This is a genomic window from Ensifer adhaerens (genome assembly GCF_020035535.1).
In the GTDB taxonomy this organism is placed as follows: domain Bacteria; phylum Pseudomonadota; class Alphaproteobacteria; order Rhizobiales; family Rhizobiaceae; genus Ensifer.
Window position 1 is genome coordinate 1,159,594 of record NZ_CP083350.1, and the last position, 21,152, is coordinate 1,180,745.

A 21,152-nucleotide genomic window follows, 5' to 3' on the forward strand; every position below is an offset into this window, starting at 1 on the left:
CGCCGTCGTGACAGACACATGCTAGGTAATTCCAAGCGGACGCCGAGCGAACCATTTGCCCGCCCGGTGATTAAGAGTCTACTTCTGCAAAAATTCACTCGGCAGTTTGTCGCAGCGGTGTGAATCCATACCGCTTCGGTTGGGGAGTCTCTTGCCGTAGCGTCCGGAACATCTCCTCATAATCCTTTTCGACTTCGAGCGTCACAGAGGGTCTGATTTCTTGGAGCGCTTTCGTAAAATGAACGCTTCGGACCTGCGGCACGTCGAGCGACTCCCGAAGCGCGACGAGGCCGGCTCGGCGGGTTAGGTCCTCAAGATCCGCGCCAGTGAACCTTTCGGTTCGAGCCGCCAGTTCTTCAAGCCGTACATCGGCTGCCAAGGGCATCTTTCTGGTGTGAATGCCGAGTATCTTCAGCCGCGCCTTGCTATCTGGAACTGGCACATAGACGAGTTCGTCGAATCGACCTGGGCGCAGCAGCGCTGGGTCAAGCAGGTTCGGGCGGTTCGTGGCTGCCATGACGACCACGCCCTGCATGTCTTCCAATCCATCCATTTCGGCAAGGAGAGTATTGACGACACGCTCGGTAACAGCGGGTTCCCCCAATCCACCCCCTCGAGCAGGTGCCAATGAGTCTATCTCGTCGATGAAAATGATCGTTGGAGCGACCTGCCGGGCTCTCTCGAATAGCCGCGTGACCTGCTGTTCCGATTCCCCATACCATTTCGAAAGTAGATCAGAAGACTTCGTCGCAACGAAATTGGCTTCCGCCTCCCTGGCAACTGCTTTTGCAAGGAGCGTTTTGCCGGTACCTGGGGGCCCGAACAACAGGAAGCCCTTGGCGGGGCGAATGCCAAGTCTCTTAAATGACTGGGGCGAACGAAGGGGAAGCTCGACGCCTTCCTTGAGCTTCATTTGTGCCTGGTCGAGGCCGCCGACGTCCTCCCATCGAACGTCTGGTGCCTGGATCATGATCTCACGCAGCGCCGAGGGCTGTATGCGCTTCATAGCGGTAACAAAATCATCCTGGCCGACTGAAAGGTCGTCGATGACTTCCGACGGGATGCCTTCTCGAAGATTGATATTCGGCAGAACCCGCCTCAACGCATCCATCGCGGCTTCGCGGACAAGTGCGCCTAGGTCCGCGCCGACGAAGCCGTACGTTGACCGTGCGACTTCATCGAGATCAGTTCCTTTCTTGAGAGGCATACCCCTTGTGTGAATTGCCAGGACTTCTCGACGCCCGCCTTGATCTGGTACACCGATAACTATTTCTCTATCGAAGCGTCCGGGACGTCTAAGAGCCTCATCGATCGCATCACGTCGGTTAGTAGCGCCAATGACCACAATATTCTGACGCGGTTCCAAGCCATCCATTAAGGTAAGCAGCTGCGCAACGATGCGTCGCTCGACCTCGCCAGTGACTTGTTCACGCTTCGGGGCGATAGAGTCTATCTCATCGATGAAGATCACAGAGGGTGCGTTCTGAGACGCTTCCTGGAAGACCTGCCTGAGCCGCTCTTCAGATTCGCCATAGCGGCTTCCCATGATTTCTGGTCCCGCAATGTGATAGAAACTTGCTTCAGTCTCGTTAGCGACTGCACGCGCGAGGAGGGTCTTTCCAGTGCCGGGCGGACCGTACAGCAGAACGCCTTTGGGGGGATCAATTCCTAGACGCTGAAACAGCTCTGGATGCCGTAGGGGCAATTCGACCATTTCGCGAACTTGCGCCACCGACGAACCCAATCCACCGATGTCGTCGTAGGTCACATCAGCCCTCCGAGCTTCCTTGGGCTCCTCATACAGTGGGCGTAGTTCGACAATTGTTTTGTCCGTCATCTGGACAATACCGCGGGGCTGAGTAGAAACCACAACCAAGCGGATTTCCTGGAGGCCATAGGCTGGCAGGTCCACTAAACCACGGAGCAGTCCATCACCTCGGCCGTCCCTGCCGCCCAAATGCTGTTGTACCGACGTTGATACGACATCTCCTGATACCATTGGTCTTTGGAGAAAAGTTCTCTGTAGGGCTTCGCCCGAGCCTTGAAGACGGAGGTTCTTTTGAGCGGGTGCGAGTACGACCTTCGCAGCTGGTCGGGCCTCCGCTTTGCGTACTTCAATATGATCACCACTCGTGGCACCAGCATTCACGCGTTGAAGTCCATCCAACCGAATGATGTTTATCCCCTCATCCTCCGGATATGGGCGCATGGCGATTGCGGCCGTATGTCGCTTACCAATCAGTTCAATGAGGTCGCCTTCCTTGACGCCTATCTTCTGCATTACCGATACGGTTAGTCTCGCAACACTAGCGCCTGCGTCCTGAAGACGCATGTTAGCCACCTGTAGCTGAATGCTGGAATCGTCGGACATTTGTGGCCCTTCTCACGCTTGTGATGCTCGAAATTTATACTGTGACTTGGCGTACCCCGCGTACGATACGGGCTCGCTCTTCAATTCGTCCGTAGGCATGATCTCGTCGATTACCTTTACTGTGCAGATAGCTCTCGACGACAACGCTCTCTTCGGGGCGATGGGATAGGTGTGATGCACTTGGGTAGCCTCTGGAAAGGGCCATCGGATATGGCGAGCAGTAGTTCATGCTGTCGGGCGATCCGAGATCCTCCAGTTTTATCTAGAGCCTCCGCGACGACATCCGCTGTTACACCGAAGTGAGGAGGCGATGCCGTGCCACAATTATTCGTCCAGAGGAAATTTCAAATTTGCAAAAGTGACCTTGCCGAATTGAGGCTTGAGTTGCCGCCTGTCGTGGAGACACTCGTTACGCAAAAAATAGTGAGGAATCTCGATGGCAAGTGAAAATAGGAATCCCCTGCAGAAGGTCTCCAAGAATTTGGGAGTGGCGTGGGAAGAGGGCTACGGCTATTCGCAGGCCGTTAAGGTCGGGAACACGGTGTATCTTTCGGGTCAGCTTAGCCATAACGATAAAGGCGAGATGGTAGCGCCTGCGCCGCTCGATGCCGACGGGAAGGTTACGGATTTCTCGAACATGGAAGCACAGATGGTACAAACTTATGCAAATTGCGTAACGCTGCTGTCTGCCTATGGTCTGACTCTCGATCACGTCGTGGAGGAAACGGTATATGTGCTGGATATGGACGCAGCCTTTCAGGTCGCGGGCCCTGTTCGCAAGAAGGCATTTGGTTCCCCGAGGCCTGAAGTTGCAAGCACGATGCTGGTGACGCCTCGGTTGGCGATTCCTACCCAGTTGATCGAGATTAGCATGGTTGCCATTGTCAGTTAGATCAATCGTTAGAGCGGAAACCGCGCACGACGGAGAGAAGCAACGAAGCCCGATCCTGAATATCGGACTAGGCAAAGGCAAAGCAAAAATACCTGCGCAAATCTTGCTTGATCACGTATCCCGCATTCCAGGTTTTCACCGGGATCGTGCTGCGATCTCGGCGAAGCATCGTCTCTGACTGACACAAATTCAGGATCTTCGGGCGGTCAGTTTCAACATTAGATTGTTCCTGGACCGTTTTCACTTCGACGATGGCCTACAGGTCGTGGACCAATGCTTGTTCGTCGGGTCCGTGCGTCCGCTGCCTGCGGATGCACCGAGCAATCTACCTGAACCCGTTTTGATTAAGGAGACTACAAAGTGGAATTTAAGCACGAATACAATTCATCCGGGGGCCGATACACTACTGCGGCAGATGGGGTGGTTGCGTATATCAGCTACTCCCGAACTTCTCCTCGCCTTATTATTATCGACCACACCGAGGTTCCCGATGTGCTCCGTGGTAAAGGTATTGGCCAGGCACTGGCCATGCATGCGGTCGAGGAAGCGCGATCCGGAGGATGGAAGATAATACCGCTATGCCCATTCTTCCAGAGCCAGCTCGCCACACATCCTGACTGGCGCGATGTCATAGCCTGAGTATGAATCAACGTTCTGGTGGTCGGAAGCGAGATCACAGGGAAACCAGATATCGTGGCGAATAACTGGCGGTCGCTAGGCCTATAAACGTCCGGTCGAAGCCTCGCTAAGGGAACTCGCAAGTCCGCGATAACCCTTAGAGCATCGGGGCGCTAAGGTTCGTGGCCTCCTGTGGAGAGCTGGCTCGAGAATATTTCACCCGGTCGGAACGTTAAAGGCGAAGCCACGGCGGCTCGGAAGTCTACGGAGCCGCCGTGAACCGAACGCGCTTGATCAGAGCATCTCTTGCCGAGTTGCTCAATCATAAGTTTATACCCGTCCGAGTTCTGGTGTTGTAGTATAATTACATTCAACTCTGAAGTGAAGATGCGAATGCGCGCTTCATTTCCGAGTAAAGAAGAGGATTTGTGTTTCAATAACTATTTTATTTTAATTGGTTTACGACCGACAATGCAGTCGGAGCACCCTCTCTCGCGTGATCATACCATCTGAGCCAGAAATGAGTTCGGCGCGTCAGAATGGACATGTCCATGCTTGGAAATTCGCTATGAGAATCAAGAGCCAATTTATCCTTTTGGCATCGGCGACCGGCGTTGCCATGGCCGGTCTCGTCGGGAGCGTCTGGGGTTACGCCCGTGCTGCTGGGGACGTCACGAGTGCTTACGATCAGAAATATCGTTCTTACATGCTGGCCGATAACTTTCGCCAGTCTTCGGATGATCTCACACGCCTCGTGCGCACCTATGCGGAGACGAGCGATACATCGTTCAAGGACCAGTATAACGCGGTTGTTGAAATTCGAAACGGCACGCGTGCTCGACCGAGTGACTATCACCGCATCTATTGGGATTTTGTGGCCGGCGGAGAAATCAAACCTCGTCCTGACGGGCCGGCCGTTTCCATGCACGACCTGATGAAGCAGGCGGGGTTCACTGACGAGGAGTTTGCTCTGCTGGATGAGGCCGGAAAACGCTCGGACGCCCTGATCACGCTTGAAACAGAGGCAATGGCGCTGGTGGATAACGCCGCTAAGCTCGGCCCCGAAGCCACGCGCAAGGCGACACAAATGCTCAACTCGCCCGACTATCACAAATTCAAGGCCGAGATCATGAAGCCGGTCGATGCCTTCTACGTGAAACTCGATCGCCGCACGCAAGGAGCTGTCGACGAGGCCAACGTCCGGGCATCGTTTTATTGGATACTCATGATGGTCGCCATGTCCGCATTGGCGGTGATGCTTATCGTCGTGGGTTTCGTCACCTTTAGGCGTATCATCGGCGGCATGTACAACCTCGGCAAGTCAATGGGACTTGTTGCCGACGGTCATTTGGACACCCAGATTGGGCTTGCGGCAAACGACGATGAAATCGGCGACATGGGTAAGGCGCTCGAGGTCTTCCGCCAAGCCTCGATTGCCAACCGGCGGCTGGAACAGGAGGCAATGGAAAACCGCAAGCGCGCCGAAGTCGAACGCGTCGCCATGCAGGAAAAGGCCGAGGCCGACGCCGAAGAGCGTCTGCGGGTCGCCACGTCCGGGCTCGCGGCTGGCCTGAAGCGACTGGCCTCCGGCGATCTCGCCTTTCAGCTCAATAATGCCTTTGCGCAGGATTTCGAGGCGCTGCGCCACGATTTCAACCAGTCCGTGGCCCAACTCGGCTCGACGCTCTCGGAGATTTCCGGGTCGATCTCGACCCTCGACACCGGGACACGCGAGATTGCCGTGGGCACGGACGACCTCTCAAAACGCACCGAGCAGCAAGCGGCATCCCTGGAGGAAACCGCGGCGGCACTCGATCAGATCACGGTCAACGTCGCAAACTCTTCCAAGCGTACGGAGGAGGCGAAAGATGTCGCCAGCCGCGCGAACCATTCGGCAGCGGAATCCGCGTATGTGGTATCGAATGCGGAAGAGGCCATGCGCAAGATTGAAGAAAGCTCGGAGCAGATATCCAATATCATCGGAGTCATCGATGAGATCGCCTTTCAAACGAATCTCCTGGCACTAAACGCGGGCGTAGAGGCCGCTCGCGCGGGTGAAGCTGGTAAGGGGTTCGCCGTCGTGGCACAGGAAGTGCGCGAACTCGCCCAGCGGTCGGCTCAGGCTGCGAAGGAAATTAAGGGACTAATCCGGAACTCCTCGCTGGAAGTGAACAACGGCGTAAAGCTGGTACGTGATGCTGGATCAGCATTAAAAACGATCAGCGATTTCATCGTTGAGATAAACGCGCACATGGAAGCGATCGCCACGTCAGCTAAGGAACAAGCCGTCGGGCTTGCCGAAGTCAACACCGCGGTTAACGCCATGGATCAGATGACGCAGCAGAACGCAGCCATGGTGGAACAATCGAATGCGGCGTCCAACACCCTTGCGAATGAGGCTGTGCGGCTGCAAGAGCTTGTCAGCCAATTCAAGCTCGGACGTACCGGCGGCTCGCAAATGACGGCTGTCAATCATGGGCGGCGGGATTTCGCGAACACGTCCGTGGCGCGCACATCGGTTCGCAATATTGCATCCGCATTCAGCGGCAATGCGGCCCTTGATATCAAAGGCGACTGGCAAGAGTTCTGAGTCTGGTTTAAACGTATAGGCCCCTGTGCACCCAACGGGACACAGGGGCCTATGAAATACGCGGTTCGGCCAAAATCGGAGGCGCGTGGCCCCTTCCGATGTCGAATGTTCGAAATCACGCCAAATTTATCACAGCTACAAAATCTCGCGCTGTCACAACCCTTCTCTTGCCCACAGCAAATCTCGCGGTCTGAAGCCGAGGTTTTCTTTCGCTCGAATGTTCGAAGCGCCGGTGAGCTGCATATGGTAAAAGACCGCTTCTTCGCCAGACATAGACACCGCGTCTTCAATACTCAGTTGAGCAGGCACAGGAGCGCCTATCCAACGGGCAAACGCCGGCATCCACTTGGACACGGGAAGCGGATTGTCATCCACGATGTTGTAGGTCCCCGGATCAGCAGTAACCGCCGCGACGGTAGCACTTATTGCGTCGTCTATATGAACGAAGGACCACACGCCTTGGCCGTCGCCAATGATCCTTGCTTCACCTCTGCGGAACTGCTGTGCAATTGCGCCCTCAGGGCGGTACCATGTACCCGGGCCGTAAAAGAAGCCATAACGTAACACCACGCCTTGAAAGACCGTCGAATCCAGGACGCGGTCTTCATAAGCCCCGATCACGCGCGTGTTCTCGCCTATTGGCCCAGGTGCAGTATAGCGAAGGCGGGCAGTTTCGTCGGCTAGCTTCCCGAATGGCGCGTCCAAAAAGAACCCACGCGATTGTAGGATGTACCTTGCGACGCCGGCTGCTTCTGCAGCCGCTAGCAAGTTGTCGCCGCCTTCCTTATGGAGACGTGTGTCATTTGGTAGTGACTTGACGATGTCTGCAGGATTGGCGGGAAGCCAAGTGAGCTGGTCAATCATGACGTCAGGCGCCGCTGCAGCGACGGCATCGATGACCTCCACTCGGTTGAACGCATCAAGGACGCAAACGTTAGCCCCAACTTCCCGCAATGCATCTGCGCCGGAACCTGTCCGGGTCGTCCCCGTCACCTCATGCCCCCGAGCGCACAGCGCGCGCACCAGCGGGAGACCCACGGCGCCCGTGGCTCCCGCTACAAAGATATTCATCAGAGAACTCCTATGAAGTCCGGGCTCTAGCCGGACGTGTGGCGCTGCGTTTAGCTTGCTATCGCTGCCTGAGGTGTATTTCGGAAACTAATTGCCATTCTATTGTAGGCATTCATCAAGCTGATCGCTATCGTTAGATCGACAAGATCCTTCTCGCCAAAAAGCTGGCGCGCCGCGATGTAGGCGTCATCGGGGACGCCGGTTTGAGCCACCCGAGTTACCGATTCCGCCCATGCGAGCGCCGCACGTTCCGTTTCGCTAAAAAGGGTGCCCCCTTCTTCCCAAGCTTGCACCAGTGCAAGCTTTTCAACAGGCATCCCTTTCTTGATGAGGTCGCGGGTGTGCATGTCAAGGCAGTATGCGCAGTTGTTGATCTGTGAAACGCGCAGGTACACAAGCTCTACAAGTGCCGGGGGAAGATTACTTTGCAGAATGTAGCCATAAACGCTACCCAGCGCCTTGGCGCCGTTCGGAGCAATCTGATTATAGTCGAGTCGCTTGGTCATAGCCTGTTTCCTTCGGGGTTACTTGACTGGCGTGGTCAAAGTTTTGTCGTTTGAATCAAGGACGAACACGGCGAGGAGCTTTGCAGGCAGGGTTCTGCTCGCATTCCGGCTAATTCCGTGAAGCGCATTGGGCTCCTCGAACCAGCTCTCTCCTGCGTGATAGACGCGCACTTCGCCGTCGTTTACCTGCGACTCAATTGCGCCCGAAACCACATACGCATAAATGAAAGCTGATTTTGCATGAGTGTGCGGAGGGGAGGCGGTCCCCGGTGCATAATTCACTTCAACGGCTACAATTGATTTCCCCGGGGCGTTTGGGAGCGCTGCCTCAAAGTTCTTCTGGACAGTTTCGGCCTTGTTATCCCCCGCCGTGGCCTGTGTCGCAGTTACTCCGAAAGCGCCACAAAGGGCGGCTACGTGCCAGAGCTTCATGTGGTTCTCCTTGTTTTCGTAGGAAAGATGCTCTTGTCTTGGGCCAAGAAAAAGCACCAAGAACGGAAAATAGCGGTGTACTACGATGAACATGACTGACGCGCTCAACCTCCACGTCGATCGTTCCGCAAAGACGCCCTTGGCGGAACAGATCCGGCAGGCAATCGCGACGGCGATTGAAAACGGCGTGCTCGAGCCTGGTGCTCGGTTGCCCTCCTGGCAAGATCTGGCTACCCAGCTCGGTGTGGCCCGGGGCACAGTTCGAGCCGCGTATGAGAGGCTGAACGCAGCCCAGTTGATCGTTGCTACACGCGCAACTGGCACTCGTGTCGCCGAGCGCCCCCGCATGGTATTAAACAACGAGCGAAAGGCCGATCCTGGATCATTTCTAGAGGTATACTTAGAGATGACGCAGGGGCCAGCCGTGTTTCAAATGGGAGTACCGGCGACAGAGATCTTTCCCGCAACGCTCTTTGCCCGCATTCGCGCGCAGGCCGTCCGAGCCGAGGCAAATATCCCACCGCACTATCCCGACCCAAGGGGAGAATTCTTGTTGAGGCGGGAGTTGGCGGGTTATCTCGCTGTTTCCCGCGGCATACAGTGCGCGCCATCACAGATCATCGTAACGGCAGGCTACAGCGCAGGGTTAGGGGTAGCGCTGCGCGGTTTAGGTCTGGAGGGAAGGAAGGCGTGGATCGAAGAGCCCGGCTTTCCCTTCACGCGGAAAGGGTTGGAACTCGCCAGCTTGACCATTGCGCCAATCCCGGTCGACGCTATGGGAATGGATATTGACTATGGCATTCGCTGCGCCTCTGACGCAAAGCTCGTCGTCGTTACACCTGGGCAACAAGCTCCTCTAGGAGCGACTTTATCGCTCGACAGACGGCTACGACTACTCGACTGGGCCTCGGTGAACGGGGCGTGGATTATTGAAGATGATTACCTAAGTGAATTGCAGCTATCCGGCCGCGCTGCCCCCGCCTTGGCGTCGCTCGACCTTGGCGGACGAGTAATTCACATTGGCTCCTTCAGCAAAACGATCAGCCCATCGCTCCGGCTTGGATTTATCGTTGCGCCGCCCGAACTAATGGGGCGCCTTGCCGAAATCGCCGCATGCCTTGCCCCGCCACCGGCGCCATCCGTGCAATTAGCGACTGCGGAGTTTATGCGCGAAGGCCATTATTTGCGTCATCTTCGCCGTTCAAAGCGTTCATATGTGGCCAAGCAGACCGAGTTGCTGGAGCATGTTCGCCGCTATTTCGACTACGATGACGTCTCCGCAACGGGGCTGTCTGTAATGCTACGACTGCGTGAAGGCACCCCCGACTTCTCCGTCGCCCGCGAGTTGCTTCGATTTGGAATGTTTCCAGCCCCGCTTTCCCCTTGGTACCACATCGCAGGCGCTAGCCAGTCAGGGCTGCTGCTGGGCGTAGCAACTTCTCCTGTGAAGTACCTTCAGCGCTACTGTGACCGCCTGGCCGACATCATCCGGCAATTCAACTGAGTCCACGCGCCGAGACGCGGGAGTGTCGCTGCCAAGGCAAAGATGGGGGCACGCGGAGCTAAGTCGCGTCTACGAAAGAACTCGCCAAACGAGGCCCTCCGGTTGCATTCGTGCTTGGGTCAGGTTGCCAAAATGCAGCTTGCTCGCAGCATGTTCGGCCCGTAATCAGTTCTCGCCGTTAGTAGAGCAACTCCTCGGGAGCAGCCCGAAGTCTGCCAAGCAGTTGCGCCATTCCACAGTTGGGATGCTTGCTCTTCGCGCGGCGCGAGAACCTTCCGTTGGGTCATTCAGCACCAAAACCCAACTCGCTCGACAAGTATCCATCTGGCTCCGGCCAATTGACAAAGAAATCTAACTGAAGCGCACCACCGTCTTGCGACGTGGGTCTCAACGGTAGAATTCCTTGTCATGCCGAGAGCTAGTGCGCGGTGCAAACAACCGCCGCGCAACCGTGCCATGACTTACCAAGCAGCCGCACCTGCGCGGTTCAATGAGAGACAAAAAATGGGTAGATTTATGAAGCTCACTTTCGCGGTATTCGTAGTATCGACGGTTGCCGCCGCCGCTCCTGCCTTTGCTGGTGGTTACTACAAGGGTGTGTCGGGAGCGGCCATCAACGAGGGGCATCGAAGTGAAAGGTATAATCCGCCCGGTAAGGGTGTGAATCATCCGCCCCCGAGGCGCGGCGCGTACTACAAAGGTGTATTTCGCGACAAATAATTGGGGCGAAACGAACAAACTGCGACCAGCGGACCACCGACAGATACTGGAACGAGGGAGGGTATTGGCCCTTCCTCGTTCCCCCGCGATAATCGCCTCTCTTGAGGGCGCTGCAATATTTGGTCATGCGAACTAAGCGGCAGATTGTTCCTTGGCGGGCTCTTCGTAGTCTGCTGTTGCTTCGATAGCCGGGCGTAGCTTTCTCATAGCACGGATGCAAAACTCAAAAAAGTGTTGGACCCGGCCAGATCTACGCACATCTGGATGAGTTAAGAGCCAAAGGGAGTCAGACAAATCCGGGTTCACTGGGCCAATTCGGGTTAATGTGGGAATGTTATCGCCTACTAAGCAAGGCAGGTAGCCTACACCTATGCCGGCCGCAATCGCTTTGGCAGCGCCCTCTACAGAGTTAATCGTATAGATAATATTGCAGGAAGGAATTGTAGCTTCCACTTTCTTGTTAGCAGGAAGGGCCGCTAAAGCGCCGCTGTAGGCTACCCATGGGATTTCGGACAATTCCTCGAGGTCAGCTACGAGATCTTGAAAGCCGCGCAGTCCGTAAGGCGCCCAAGCGATCGAAGCAATTCTTGACCCGACGAGATTCTCCGGCGGCGCATTTGTAGCGCGAATTGCGATGTCGCTTTCCCCGCGAGCTAGATTGAGAGCATCATTGCCAACGTCCACTTCCACGTGAATCGACGGGTGCAGTTTTCTGAATTCCGCGAAGATCGGCGCAAAAAAGTGAAATGCGAAAGTGTCACTGGCCGTTATCCGTAAGCGCCCGCGCGCTTCAGACGAGAAGCCAGGGACTTGCCTGACCACGCTCAGGATGTCGTCTTCCAGGCGTTCAGCCAATTCAATGATCTGCTGTCCTAGCAGCGTGGGTTCATAGCCTGTACGCCGGCGCTCAAACAACATCGCGCCGAATATCTCTTCAATACGGGCGAGGCGGCGGAAAGCAGTGGAGTTATCAACTCCAAGTAGATTTGCACCTGCCGCTATGTTCTTACGAAGCCCTATAGCCTTGACGATTCTCAGATCATCCCAGGATAGGCGCTTCACTAGATCATTTACACGAGAGCTGCTGCTCATATAGGTGGCTTCCTATAACCAATATTAGAACGTTAGGTTTCACAGAGATCTGAGTTGCTATGAGATGTTTCGGGCAATGATCAGACACGACTGTGCTCTCATTATCACCGCTGTGATGCTTGGAGGGGTTGGTTGGGAGGGGCTGACCTACTGCTTGCGTCCACGCCAAAGCGCATTGCCACGAGGGAACGACGTGGCACACCTGCTCCGATTGGCCGGGTGCATAGAGATCAAGCGGGCTTCGCTCTCGCAAATTTAAAAGGCTGCTCAGCTCGCAGTGGTTTCCTTTTGGATGCCCAGCTACAATTTGCCTATTTATCTTTCGAAAATCAAGAGGTGATTCCGAAAATCGATAAGATGGTTCTTGAGGTCAGAGTCGGATTTAGCCTACGCCTCAAGACTTATACGCGTCATGGAGCCTTGATGGCTGTATGTCAGTGTTGTGACATCTACGATCCAAGCATTGGTCGCAGGCATTAGAAGCGATGCGCACTTCCAATCCGACACAGCCCCAACGCACGAAGCGTGAATAGGGCAATCCGAGCTCTGCACCAATTCTGAGGAATTCCGTCTAGACGAGGGCAATTCCGCAGGTTGATGATTGCAACATTACAAATTGCTCACTCGCACCGTGTGAGTAGATTGCGTCCGAGAGCGTATTGTTTAACGACAGCTTCGGAACTTACCGGTCTGACGAGTCAATTTTTGTTGGCTGCATTGACGAACTGATTTGCTCCAACGTCTCGCAGGGATCCCACCGGTAAACCAGGGCAGGCAGCTGCGCTCTCACAGGTTCATTGTCTTACTACTAGTTATGATGGAAAGGGCTCTCCATGAGCATCAGCCGAAGAGATTTCATTCAAACGGCAGCAACGGTGAGTGCAGCATTGGCAGCGTCTTCAGCTGTAGGCGCAACAGCGAAAAAGCCAACAGAGGCGAAGGGCGATTTGGCACCGAAGGGCATTTGGCCAGGCGGCGTCGAGAAGCCATTGATGCCTTACACCCCTGGCATCAAGGCGGGTGGCTGGCTTTTCATTGCGGGGCAACTAGCTACTGATTTCGAAACCGGCGTTGCGCCGCAGGCGCGTACGGACAGCGATTCTCCTGCTGAGCATCTCGCACTCCAGTCCAAGTTTGTAATGGCAAACGTGGAAAAGACGGTAGCAGCAGCAGGTCTGGATATGGCTCGCGATACCGTGTCCATTTGGCAATGGATGACATCGAAGCATCCGACCAACGAGGAATTCGCACAGGGCAATAATTGGCCGGAAATTCCTACCGAGGCCCATTTTGCTGAACGGAAGAAGTTCTTTGCAGCGCCCGGACCGGTCTCCAGCGCCATGGGCGTCAAGGCTCTGATGGTCAAGGACACCGTTCTGGAGGTGGAGCTCATTTGCGTTGATGACGGCGGCGAGAACGTGGGCTTCTCGAAGGCCGAACCCGGCGAGGCGTCGGTTATTCGTCGCGGAGATTGGGTGTTTATCTCGAGCGAACAGTGGGAACGTACGCCGGCTGATGGTGGGACGCAGAAGCAGGTTGACCAGATTATGGAGCAACTTGGCGAGCTCGCGAAAGCTGCTGGTTCGTCACTTGAGAGGACTGTAAAGGCAGAAGTCTTCATCGGTGATCCGACGGAATATCCGGCGATGGACGCTGCATGGAAGCGCTGGTATCCGAACAACCCGCCGGCGCGCGTTGTTATGCCCTACATGGGCCTAACAGGTGGGAAGGGCCGGAAGGTCGAGGTTTCGCTGATACTCTTGGCTAATGATAGCAAAAAGAAGATCGAGACCATCTACACAGACAAGGCACCTAAGCCGTTCAGCCATGAGCCGCAGGCAGTCAAAGCGGGCAACCTGATCTTCTTCAGCCAGCAGATGCCGTCGGATGACAAGGGAGCCCTCGCGCCAGGAATGGCACGCAACCCCAACTTCCCGTTCTATGGCTTGCCGGTGCGCGCGCAGATGTCCTACATGCTGAAGAATGTGGCGGCTATTTGCGAGGCAGGAGGAAGTTCACTCGAGAATGTCGTACGCCGCGTATGCTTCCATGATCAGGGCGAGAATTTTGCTGAGGCCATCGATGAATGGGCAAAGCATTTCCCCGACCTCAAGCCTGTATCTACGAGCATCGTGCTAGGGGGACCTCTCGTAGTACCCGGAGCTCATACACTGCTGGACCTTATCGCCTACGCTCCTTGATTGCCTAGCTCGCTACGGCGACCAAAGGGACGCCGTGGTTGGTCGAAGCAGCGTCGTTGGACATGAGCTGTGGGCAAGAGATTGCCCACAGCAATTCGACAGGAACACACCCGCGCATAGGTTGCCAGAAGTCTCCAGGGGACATCCCAGCTTTTCGCTGAACCAGCAGCCCGATTGCAGTGACAGGGTCGACACCGCCCTTGTAGAATCGACGCGGAAGTCACCTTGGCCTTCAGCACTCGGGCGTAGATCATAACGTCCCGGAGGTCTCTCGGCAGCAGTACTTGGCCTGAGAACACACCGCTGGTTAAATCCCTTCGGCTGGAAGGTATACAGCACAACTTCCCACTTCATTGTTTCGGTGGATGCGGAAATCACTACCAAACCAAACATTCCTCATCGCTTGATGACCACTGGAGAGCCTGTTTTCGGCAGCAGGGCCGAAGCCGCCTCGACTACGACTCGGGAGCAAATTATGGACGACATGGCTATCGATCCCACCGATCCTTGGCGCCGCACGGAACAAACTTTTCCCCGCCTACCGGAAGAGATGATTGCACGCATCCGCAACTACGGAGTTGAGGAACATTATGATCGTGAGGCCATTCTCTTCGCGCGAGGGGACCGCGCGATCGATTTTTTCCTAGTTCTCGATGGTGAGGTGCAGATCGTCATCGACGATATCCGCCGTGGACGAGAACTGCTTTACTCTTACGACGCCCGCCAGTTCACCGGGGAGCAGAACCTATTCAATCAGCGAAAGATTCTATTAACAGGGATCGCAAAGCCGGGAACCCGGGTATTGCGCATCGAAAATGCCGAATTCCGTGACTTTCTGGCTGGGGAACCAGACATCAGCGAGATTGTCATGCGCGCTTATATCTTACGGCGTGTCGGCTTTATTCAGCACGCACGGGGTGGAGTTATCCTTCTCGGACGTCGAGATAGCCGGGATTTTCTGCGACTGCAGAGTTTTCTGGCGCGCAATGGCTATCCAGTCGAAGACATCTCTGTTGACGAAGGTCCCACCGGTAAGGAAATGGCTCAACAGCTCGGCCTGAAGAGCGAGGACTTTCCCGTCGTAGCGGCGGCTGACGGTCTTCTCCTTCGCAATCCCTCTAATTCGATGGTCGCCGATCAATTGGGGATTGCCGAGCCGCCGGACCCTAACGTCATATATGATGTCGCAATTGCGGGGGCAGGGCCGGCCGGGCTCGCGGCGGCGGTATATGCTGCGTCAGAGGGGCTGAAGACCATCGTCCTCGAACCGCTTGCGCCGGGCGGTCAAGCGGGCACCTCATCCAAAATTGAGAACTACCTCGGATTTCCCACCGGAATTTCCGGCCAAGCTCTCGCCGGACGCGCGCACATTCAGGCGCAGAAGTTTGGAGCTCGCATTTCAGTCTCACGCGCCGCTGTCGCGCTTGATTGTTCCGAACAACCATTTCGGCTGACCCTCGAAGATGGGCAAACTTTACGTGCAAGGTCAATCATCGTTGCCACAGGCGCGCGTTATCGGCGACTTGAGGTTCCGGGTTCTGATCGCTTCGAAGGCCAGGGTATCCACTACGCCGCGACAGCAATGGAGGCCGGGATATGCCAAGAGAAAAACATTGTCGTCGTCGGCGGCGGCAATTCCGCCGGTCAGGCGGCCTTGTATCTGTCACGAACGGCACGGCACGTCCACATGCTGGTGCGGCGGGGCATCGCAGCAACGATGTCGGATTACCTCGTGCAGCGGATTAAGAGTTCGCCACGGATAACTCTGCACACGGAATGCGAAGTGTCCGAGCTGCAAGGCGGCGATTCCCTTGAAGCGGTTTGCTGGGTGGATCGAGCAAGAGACGAAACGATCCGACTGGACGCCTCCCACATCTTCGTGATGATTGGTGCTGACCCCAATACTGGGTGGCTGAACGGCTGTCTTGATCGTGATCGCAGCGGGTTCATCTCAACCGGTTTTCACGGGGCCGATCCGGAAGCCGCCCCCTATGCGTCTTCGCAGCCCGGCATTTTCGCCGTGGGGGATGTGCGTGCGGGTTCCGTCAAACGCGTAGCCTCAGCTGTCGGCGAGGGGGCGGTCGTGGTCCACTCCGTCCATCAATTCTTACAAAAGGCGGTTTAGCGCCCATTCGCTGAAACGTAATCATCTCCAACGCTTGTGACGTCTTAATATAGTGAGCGGCGACGGCCTATACCGTCGCCGCTCTTTTTGTCGTGGACGATCTACCGGTTGCCAGAGCTAATGATGAGTTGCTCTAGCGAAGTATTTAACGACGTCCAGCTGTCTTTCATTGAGGCACGGTCGGTGTGTTGGGCGACGTTGCTTCAGGGGTTACCTCCATCGACGATTTCCTTCTGCGGTGCAGAACTCCCAGGATAAACACGAAAAAGACGGGCACGAAAAAGACCGCCAAGACAGTTGCAGAGATCATGCCGCCGAGGACACCCGAACCTATCGCATTCTGGCTCGCTGAGCTTGGGCCCGTGGCGACCGCGAGCGGGACCACACCCAAAGCGAATGCAAAAGAGGTCATAATAATGGGCCGGAAGCGAACTCGCGCGGCCTCTATGGCAGAATCGAGAAGTCCGCGACCTTCGGCGTAGTAGTCTTTTGCGAACTCGACGATCAGAATGGCGTTTTTCGCTGACAAACCGATAATGGCGATCAGCCCGACCTTGAAGTAGATGTCGTTGGACAAGTCCCTGACGACGACTGCAAGCACCGACCCCACAACTCCAAGGGGGACTACGAGGATTACTGCCAGTGGGATAGACCAGCTCTCATAGAGTGCTGCAAGAAGCAGGAACACTAGAACAATGCTTAGCGCGAAGAGGATGGGCGCTTGAGCGCCTGAGGTGAGTTCTTCGCGGGAAATTCCCGTCCACTCGTACCCGAAACCCTTTGGCAATTCGGCGGCCAACCTCTGGATTTCTGCAATGGCATCACCAGACGTGAAGCCAGGCGCAGGAGAGCCGGAAAGACGGACAGACGGATACCCGTTGTATCCGACAATTTGTGATGCACCGACCCGCCACTCAACGCTGGCAAAGGACGAAATGGGGACCATGCCTCCACTCGCATTTCTAACATTGAGCTTCAGCACGTCCTCCGTCTGGAGGCGATCGACGTCTTGGCCTTGCACCACGACGCGCTGCATCCGACCCGCATTCGGGAAGTCATTGATATATGCAGAACCGAGATTGGCTGTGATGGTGTTGTTGATGTCGGCGAATGAGACGCCGAACGTATTGGCCTTCTTTCTGTCGACCGTCAGGATGACCTGAGGTGCGAAGGGCATACCCTCAGGTCTAATTCCAACAATCCTGCCAGTTTGGCTCGCGGCACTCATGAGCTGGCCGGCGGCTTGCTGCAGCGCCACCTGACCGAGGTTTGCTCGGTCTTGGAGCCGAAATGTGAAACCCGACGAAGTACCCAGACCCTCGATTGGAGGCGGAGAAAGAGCGAATGAGACGGCGTCTTGGAGGGTGGAAAGCTTCCCGTTGATGCGGTTGGAAATGTCTTGAGCGCTATTACCTGCTCCCCGATCAGCCCAATCCTTCAGCGTGACGAACATTATTGCCGCGTTCGCGCCGTTCCCCGAAAAACTGAAGCCCTGTATGGCTACAACGTTTGCGACGCCTGGTTCTTCCTTGAAGAACGCTTCGATCTGCGCGAGAGATCCTAGCGTACGATTGCGGCTGGCATCAGACGGCGCCCGAACGTCTACGATAAGATAACCCTGATCTTCCTCCGGAACAAACGCACTTGGCACATTGAGATATAGGTAGCCCAAGCCCCCTATGAGAGCGAGATACAGAAGCATCATCCTGCCAGCTCGACGAGCCATGGCTTGCGCCGCGCCGGTGTAGCTATCGGTCACATATTCGAACTTTCGATTGAACCACCCCGCGATGCCCTTTCTGTTAATATGGTGAACCTCAATCGGCTTCAAAAAAGTCGCGCAAAAGGCAGGCGTCAAAGAGAGTGCCAAGAACGCTGAAATAAGGATCGAGACCACCATGGTGATGCTAAACTGCTGATAGATAACGCCGACTGAACCTGGAAAGAATGCCATGGGCACGAAGACACAAGAAAGTACGAGCGTTACGCCGACAATTGCGCCGGTAATCTGACGCATGGCCTTGATGGTTGCCTCTCGGGGAGACAGTCCCTCCTCAGCCATAATGCGCTGAACATTTTCCACGACCACAATTGCGTCATCGACGAGTATGCCGATGGCGAGAACCATAGCGAACATTGTCAGAACGTTGATTGAGAACCCGGTGACCAGCATCACCGAGCAGGTCCCGAGAAGCGCTATCGGCACGACAATGGTGGGGACCAGCGTATATCGGAAGTTTTGCAGGAAAACGAACATCACGATGAAGACGAGGACAACGGCCTCAATCAACGTGTGCACCACCTTCTCGATCGACGCGGTAACGAATGGACTCGTATCATATGGGATCGTGTAGCTAATCCCGTCGGGGAAGAAGGCTGATAGTTCCTGCATCTTCTTCTTGATCGCGCGCGAAACAGCGACCGCATTGCCGGTGGAAGACAGTTGGATCCCGACATGTGCTGCGGGCTGTCCGTTCAGGGTGCTGGTGATGTTATAGTCTTCAGCTCCGACCTCAATTCGGGCGACATCTTTAAGAAGGACGTTCGAGCCATCTGTGTTTGCTCGCAGTACTATCTCGCCAAACTCCTCGGGATCGGTGAGCTGTCCTTGGACCAATACTGTGGCGGTCAGTTCCTGAGTGCCCGGGTTGGGTGCTGCGCCTATCTGCCCCGCCGCGACTTGGGAATTCTGCGCCGCGATAGCAGAATTGATATCAGCAGCAGTGATGTCGTAGCCCACCATTTTGTCGGGATCGATCCATACCCGCATGGCCCGTTGAGCGGAAAACAGTTGGGCTCGTCCGACACCATCGATACGGCGGAGCTCGCTTAGAACGTTGCGGCTGAGATAGTCTCCAAGTGCGACTTGGTCTCGCTTGCCGTCGGTTGAGTTCAACGCAACGAACATCAAGAAACCGACGCTTGCCTCTTCTACTAATATTCCGTGTTGCACGACCGCCTGAGGCAAGCGCGATTCGATCCGGCGAATAGCGTTCTGAACATCGACAGTTGCGAGCTTGATGTTTGTTCCAGTTTCCAGCGTGACAGTAATGGATAACTGACCAGACGTATCTGACGTGGACTCGAAATATTGCAGCCCGTCGACGTCGCTAAGTTCCTCTTCAATAAGTCGAGTGACCCCCTGATACAGGTCCGCAGGTGAGGCCCCGGGATAGTTCGCCGTTACGGTCAACTGGGGCGGCGCAACCTTGGGGTACTGCGAGACGGGAAGAAAGGGCATCGCAATGAGCCCGGACAACGCGATGAATATAGCGATGACCCATGCTAAGATGGGTCGATTGATAAAGTATGTAGACATTGGAAACCTGTTCAATGTTGGGAGGAGGGCTGCTGGTTGGTCGTGTGCGGCTCGGGTACAACCTTGCCGAATGGCTGAACCTTCATGACGCCGTCGACGATCACGCGCTCGCCGCGTTCAAGTCCACTTTCCACTATCCATTCACTACCATTCGCTCGACCCAAGATTATGGTTCTCGGTTCGGCGACATCATCAGCACCAACGACGTAAACTTGAGCCGATCCATCGTTTGCACGGTTGACCGCTCGCTGTGGGATCGAGATAGCATCTGGACGGACAGCCTGCGGGACACGAACCCTAACGTAGAGGCCCGGCAATAAAGCGCCCTTCCTATTCGGGAATTCGCCTCGAAGAGTTACTTGGCCGGTTGTGGTGTCCACCTTGGCAGTCGAAAAAAGCAGTCGACCCTTCTCCGGGTATGGCGTTCCGTCGTCGAGCAGGAGTTCTAGAGATACTTGTTCTGCGGCTGGTGTCTTAAGTTCGCCGAGTTCGATCGCTCGTTTCAGGCGGAGGATTTCCGACGCCGGTTGGGTGAAGTCGGCATAGACAGGATCTATCTGTTGAATCAGCGCGAGGTTCTGCGATCCGTCAGCCGTAACAAGCGCGCCTTCCGTTACGAGGGCACCACCTATGATACCGGTGATAGGAGCGCGCACCTCTGTATAGCTTAGGTTTATTCGTGCTTCGTCGAGGCTGGCTCGAGCAGCGAGCACATCGGCATCCGCCTGACGGACAAGTACGTCTGCTGTGTCGTAGTCGGTACCGCTCACGACATTTCGGTCGCGCAGCGCCGTTTGACGTTTAAGCTGCTGCTTTGCATTCTCTTGCGTGGCGAGGGCTCTTTGAAGCGCGGCTTCAGCGCTGGAGACGCGTACTTTGAAGAGTTCGGGGTCAATACGATAAAGTACTTGTCCTTCCTCGACTAAGGTTCCCTGTTCAAATACGCGCTGCATGAGGATACCTGTGACCCGCGCCCGAACCTCGGACACGCGGATAGCCGCGACTCGGCCAGGCAATTCATTCAGCACAGGTGTTGGTTTTGCCGCTACCGTGATTACGCCTACAGTCGGGGGCGAGGAAGCTCCCCATTGGGCGTTTGCCTTACTGGAAGCGAGGATGAGAAGCGCGCATGCGACTAGGTGAAGGCGCGTGAGAGGTCGATGTTTTTGCATTGAAAATCCGTTTGAATCGAAAAGGGCCGACTGCTCCGCCACAGGGGCTGAGTTGGGTCGGCGGTTGAGTGTCAACGAGCTAGCAGCCAGAACGTCCTGAACGGGTTCTGCTAGCGGATTTAGTTGGAAGTGTTGCCGTGTGAAGCATGATCTGAGCCATTTCGCAGGCGCATGGACACAGTAACCCCACGCGCCCATTAGAGGGCACCGTGGTTACGCGCTCATCACGCGACTGATACAAACGATCCTTGGATCGAATGCTCCGGACTACCAACCGGACGCTCATTCTCGGCAATATAAGCAGGCTATGGATCGTTGCAGGGTAAGTCAAGAATAAAGTCGCGGACTTAACTGAAAACAAAGTTTCGGCAGTGAACCCTACATTAGGGCGCGCAAATAGAAGTGTATTTCAAAGAGATATTCGAAATACAAAAAAATCCTCCCTCGGAGGAAGCGAAAGTCCCTCAACACTGCGATCGCGACTGTGAATGAGCCCGGAGATTTATTCATGATGGGCCGACCAAAGCAGATCGGCCCAT

Annotated in this window: 13 protein-coding genes; 6 read left to right on the top strand and 7 right to left on the bottom strand. The window is 55.5% G+C overall.

Annotated features, from left to right (window positions below; all coding sequences use genetic code 11):
- Window positions 1–94: 94 nt before the first annotated feature.
- Window positions 95–2,371, bottom strand: coding sequence for a CDC48 family AAA ATPase (locus LAC81_RS25735; RefSeq protein ID WP_223729967.1), 2,277 nt, complete (start codon window positions 2,369–2,371; stop codon window positions 95–97).
- A gap of 436 nt (window positions 2,372–2,807) precedes the next feature.
- On the opposite strand from LAC81_RS25735, the gene LAC81_RS25740 reads away from it, so the two are divergent.
- From LAC81_RS25740 to LAC81_RS25750, 3 genes are all read left to right on the top strand, one after another.
- On the top strand, window positions 2,808–3,263 hold the full coding sequence (locus LAC81_RS25740) for a RidA family protein (protein WP_223729968.1): 456 nt from the start codon (window positions 2,808–2,810) through the stop codon (window positions 3,261–3,263).
- A 360-nt stretch (window positions 3,264–3,623) separates the two neighbouring features.
- On the top strand, window positions 3,624–3,902 hold the full coding sequence (locus LAC81_RS25745) for a GNAT family N-acetyltransferase (RefSeq protein ID WP_223729969.1): 279 nt from the start codon (window positions 3,624–3,626) through the stop codon (window positions 3,900–3,902).
- 547 nt (window positions 3,903–4,449) lie between these two features.
- Window positions 4,450–6,471: a methyl-accepting chemotaxis protein gene (locus tag LAC81_RS25750; RefSeq protein WP_223729970.1), complete on the top strand. Its 2,022-nt coding sequence runs from the start codon at window positions 4,450–4,452 to the stop codon at window positions 6,469–6,471.
- A gap of 153 nt (window positions 6,472–6,624) precedes the next feature.
- Here the strand turns inward: LAC81_RS25750 and LAC81_RS25755 are convergent, their stop codons facing one another.
- From LAC81_RS25755 to LAC81_RS25765, 3 genes are read right to left on the bottom strand one after another with little or no spacing between them, the layout of a single operon-like run.
- Window positions 6,625–7,542, bottom strand: a complete 918-nt coding sequence (locus tag LAC81_RS25755) for an NAD-dependent epimerase/dehydratase family protein (RefSeq protein WP_223729971.1) — start codon at window positions 7,540–7,542, stop codon at window positions 6,625–6,627.
- A 50-nt stretch (window positions 7,543–7,592) separates the two neighbouring features.
- Window positions 7,593–8,048 (bottom strand): carboxymuconolactone decarboxylase family protein, encoded by a 456-nt coding sequence (locus LAC81_RS25760; protein WP_223729972.1) that lies wholly within the window; start codon window positions 8,046–8,048, stop codon window positions 7,593–7,595.
- Window positions 8,049–8,066: 18 nt separating this feature from the next.
- Complete coding sequence (locus tag LAC81_RS25765; protein WP_223730320.1) at window positions 8,067–8,480, bottom strand: cupin domain-containing protein; 414 nt, start codon at window positions 8,478–8,480, stop codon at window positions 8,067–8,069.
- A gap of 91 nt (window positions 8,481–8,571) precedes the next feature.
- Between LAC81_RS25765 and LAC81_RS25770 the strand changes: the two genes are divergently transcribed.
- Complete coding sequence (locus LAC81_RS25770) at window positions 8,572–9,984, top strand: PLP-dependent aminotransferase family protein (protein ID WP_223730321.1); 1,413 nt, start codon at window positions 8,572–8,574, stop codon at window positions 9,982–9,984.
- Between the two features lie 852 nt (window positions 9,985–10,836).
- Here LAC81_RS25770 and LAC81_RS25775 read toward each other — a convergent pair.
- Window positions 10,837–11,796, bottom strand: a complete 960-nt coding sequence (locus LAC81_RS25775; RefSeq protein ID WP_223729973.1) for a LysR family transcriptional regulator — start codon at window positions 11,794–11,796, stop codon at window positions 10,837–10,839.
- Window positions 11,797–12,629: 833 nt separating this feature from the next.
- Between LAC81_RS25775 and LAC81_RS25780 the strand changes: the two genes are divergently transcribed.
- Window positions 12,630–13,997, top strand: a complete 1,368-nt coding sequence (locus tag LAC81_RS25780) for a RidA family protein (RefSeq protein ID WP_223729974.1) — start codon at window positions 12,630–12,632, stop codon at window positions 13,995–13,997.
- Window positions 13,998–14,472: 475 nt separating this feature from the next.
- Window positions 14,473–16,122 carry an FAD-dependent oxidoreductase gene (locus LAC81_RS25785; RefSeq protein ID WP_223729975.1) on the top strand — a complete coding sequence of 550 codons (1,650 nt, stop codon included), beginning with the start codon at window positions 14,473–14,475 and terminating at the stop codon, window positions 16,120–16,122.
- Window positions 16,123–16,288: 166 nt separating this feature from the next.
- Here LAC81_RS25785 and LAC81_RS25790 read toward each other — a convergent pair whose 3' ends face one another.
- Both LAC81_RS25790 and LAC81_RS25795 read right to left on the bottom strand, forming a co-directional pair.
- Complete coding sequence (locus LAC81_RS25790) at window positions 16,289–19,441, bottom strand: multidrug efflux RND transporter permease subunit (RefSeq protein WP_223729976.1); 3,153 nt, start codon at window positions 19,439–19,441, stop codon at window positions 16,289–16,291.
- Window positions 19,442–19,452: 11 nt separating this feature from the next.
- Entirely contained in the window at window positions 19,453–20,613 is a 1,161-nt protein-coding gene (locus LAC81_RS25795) for an efflux RND transporter periplasmic adaptor subunit (protein ID WP_223729977.1), read from the bottom strand.
- Window positions 20,614–21,152: the final 539 nt, after the last annotated feature.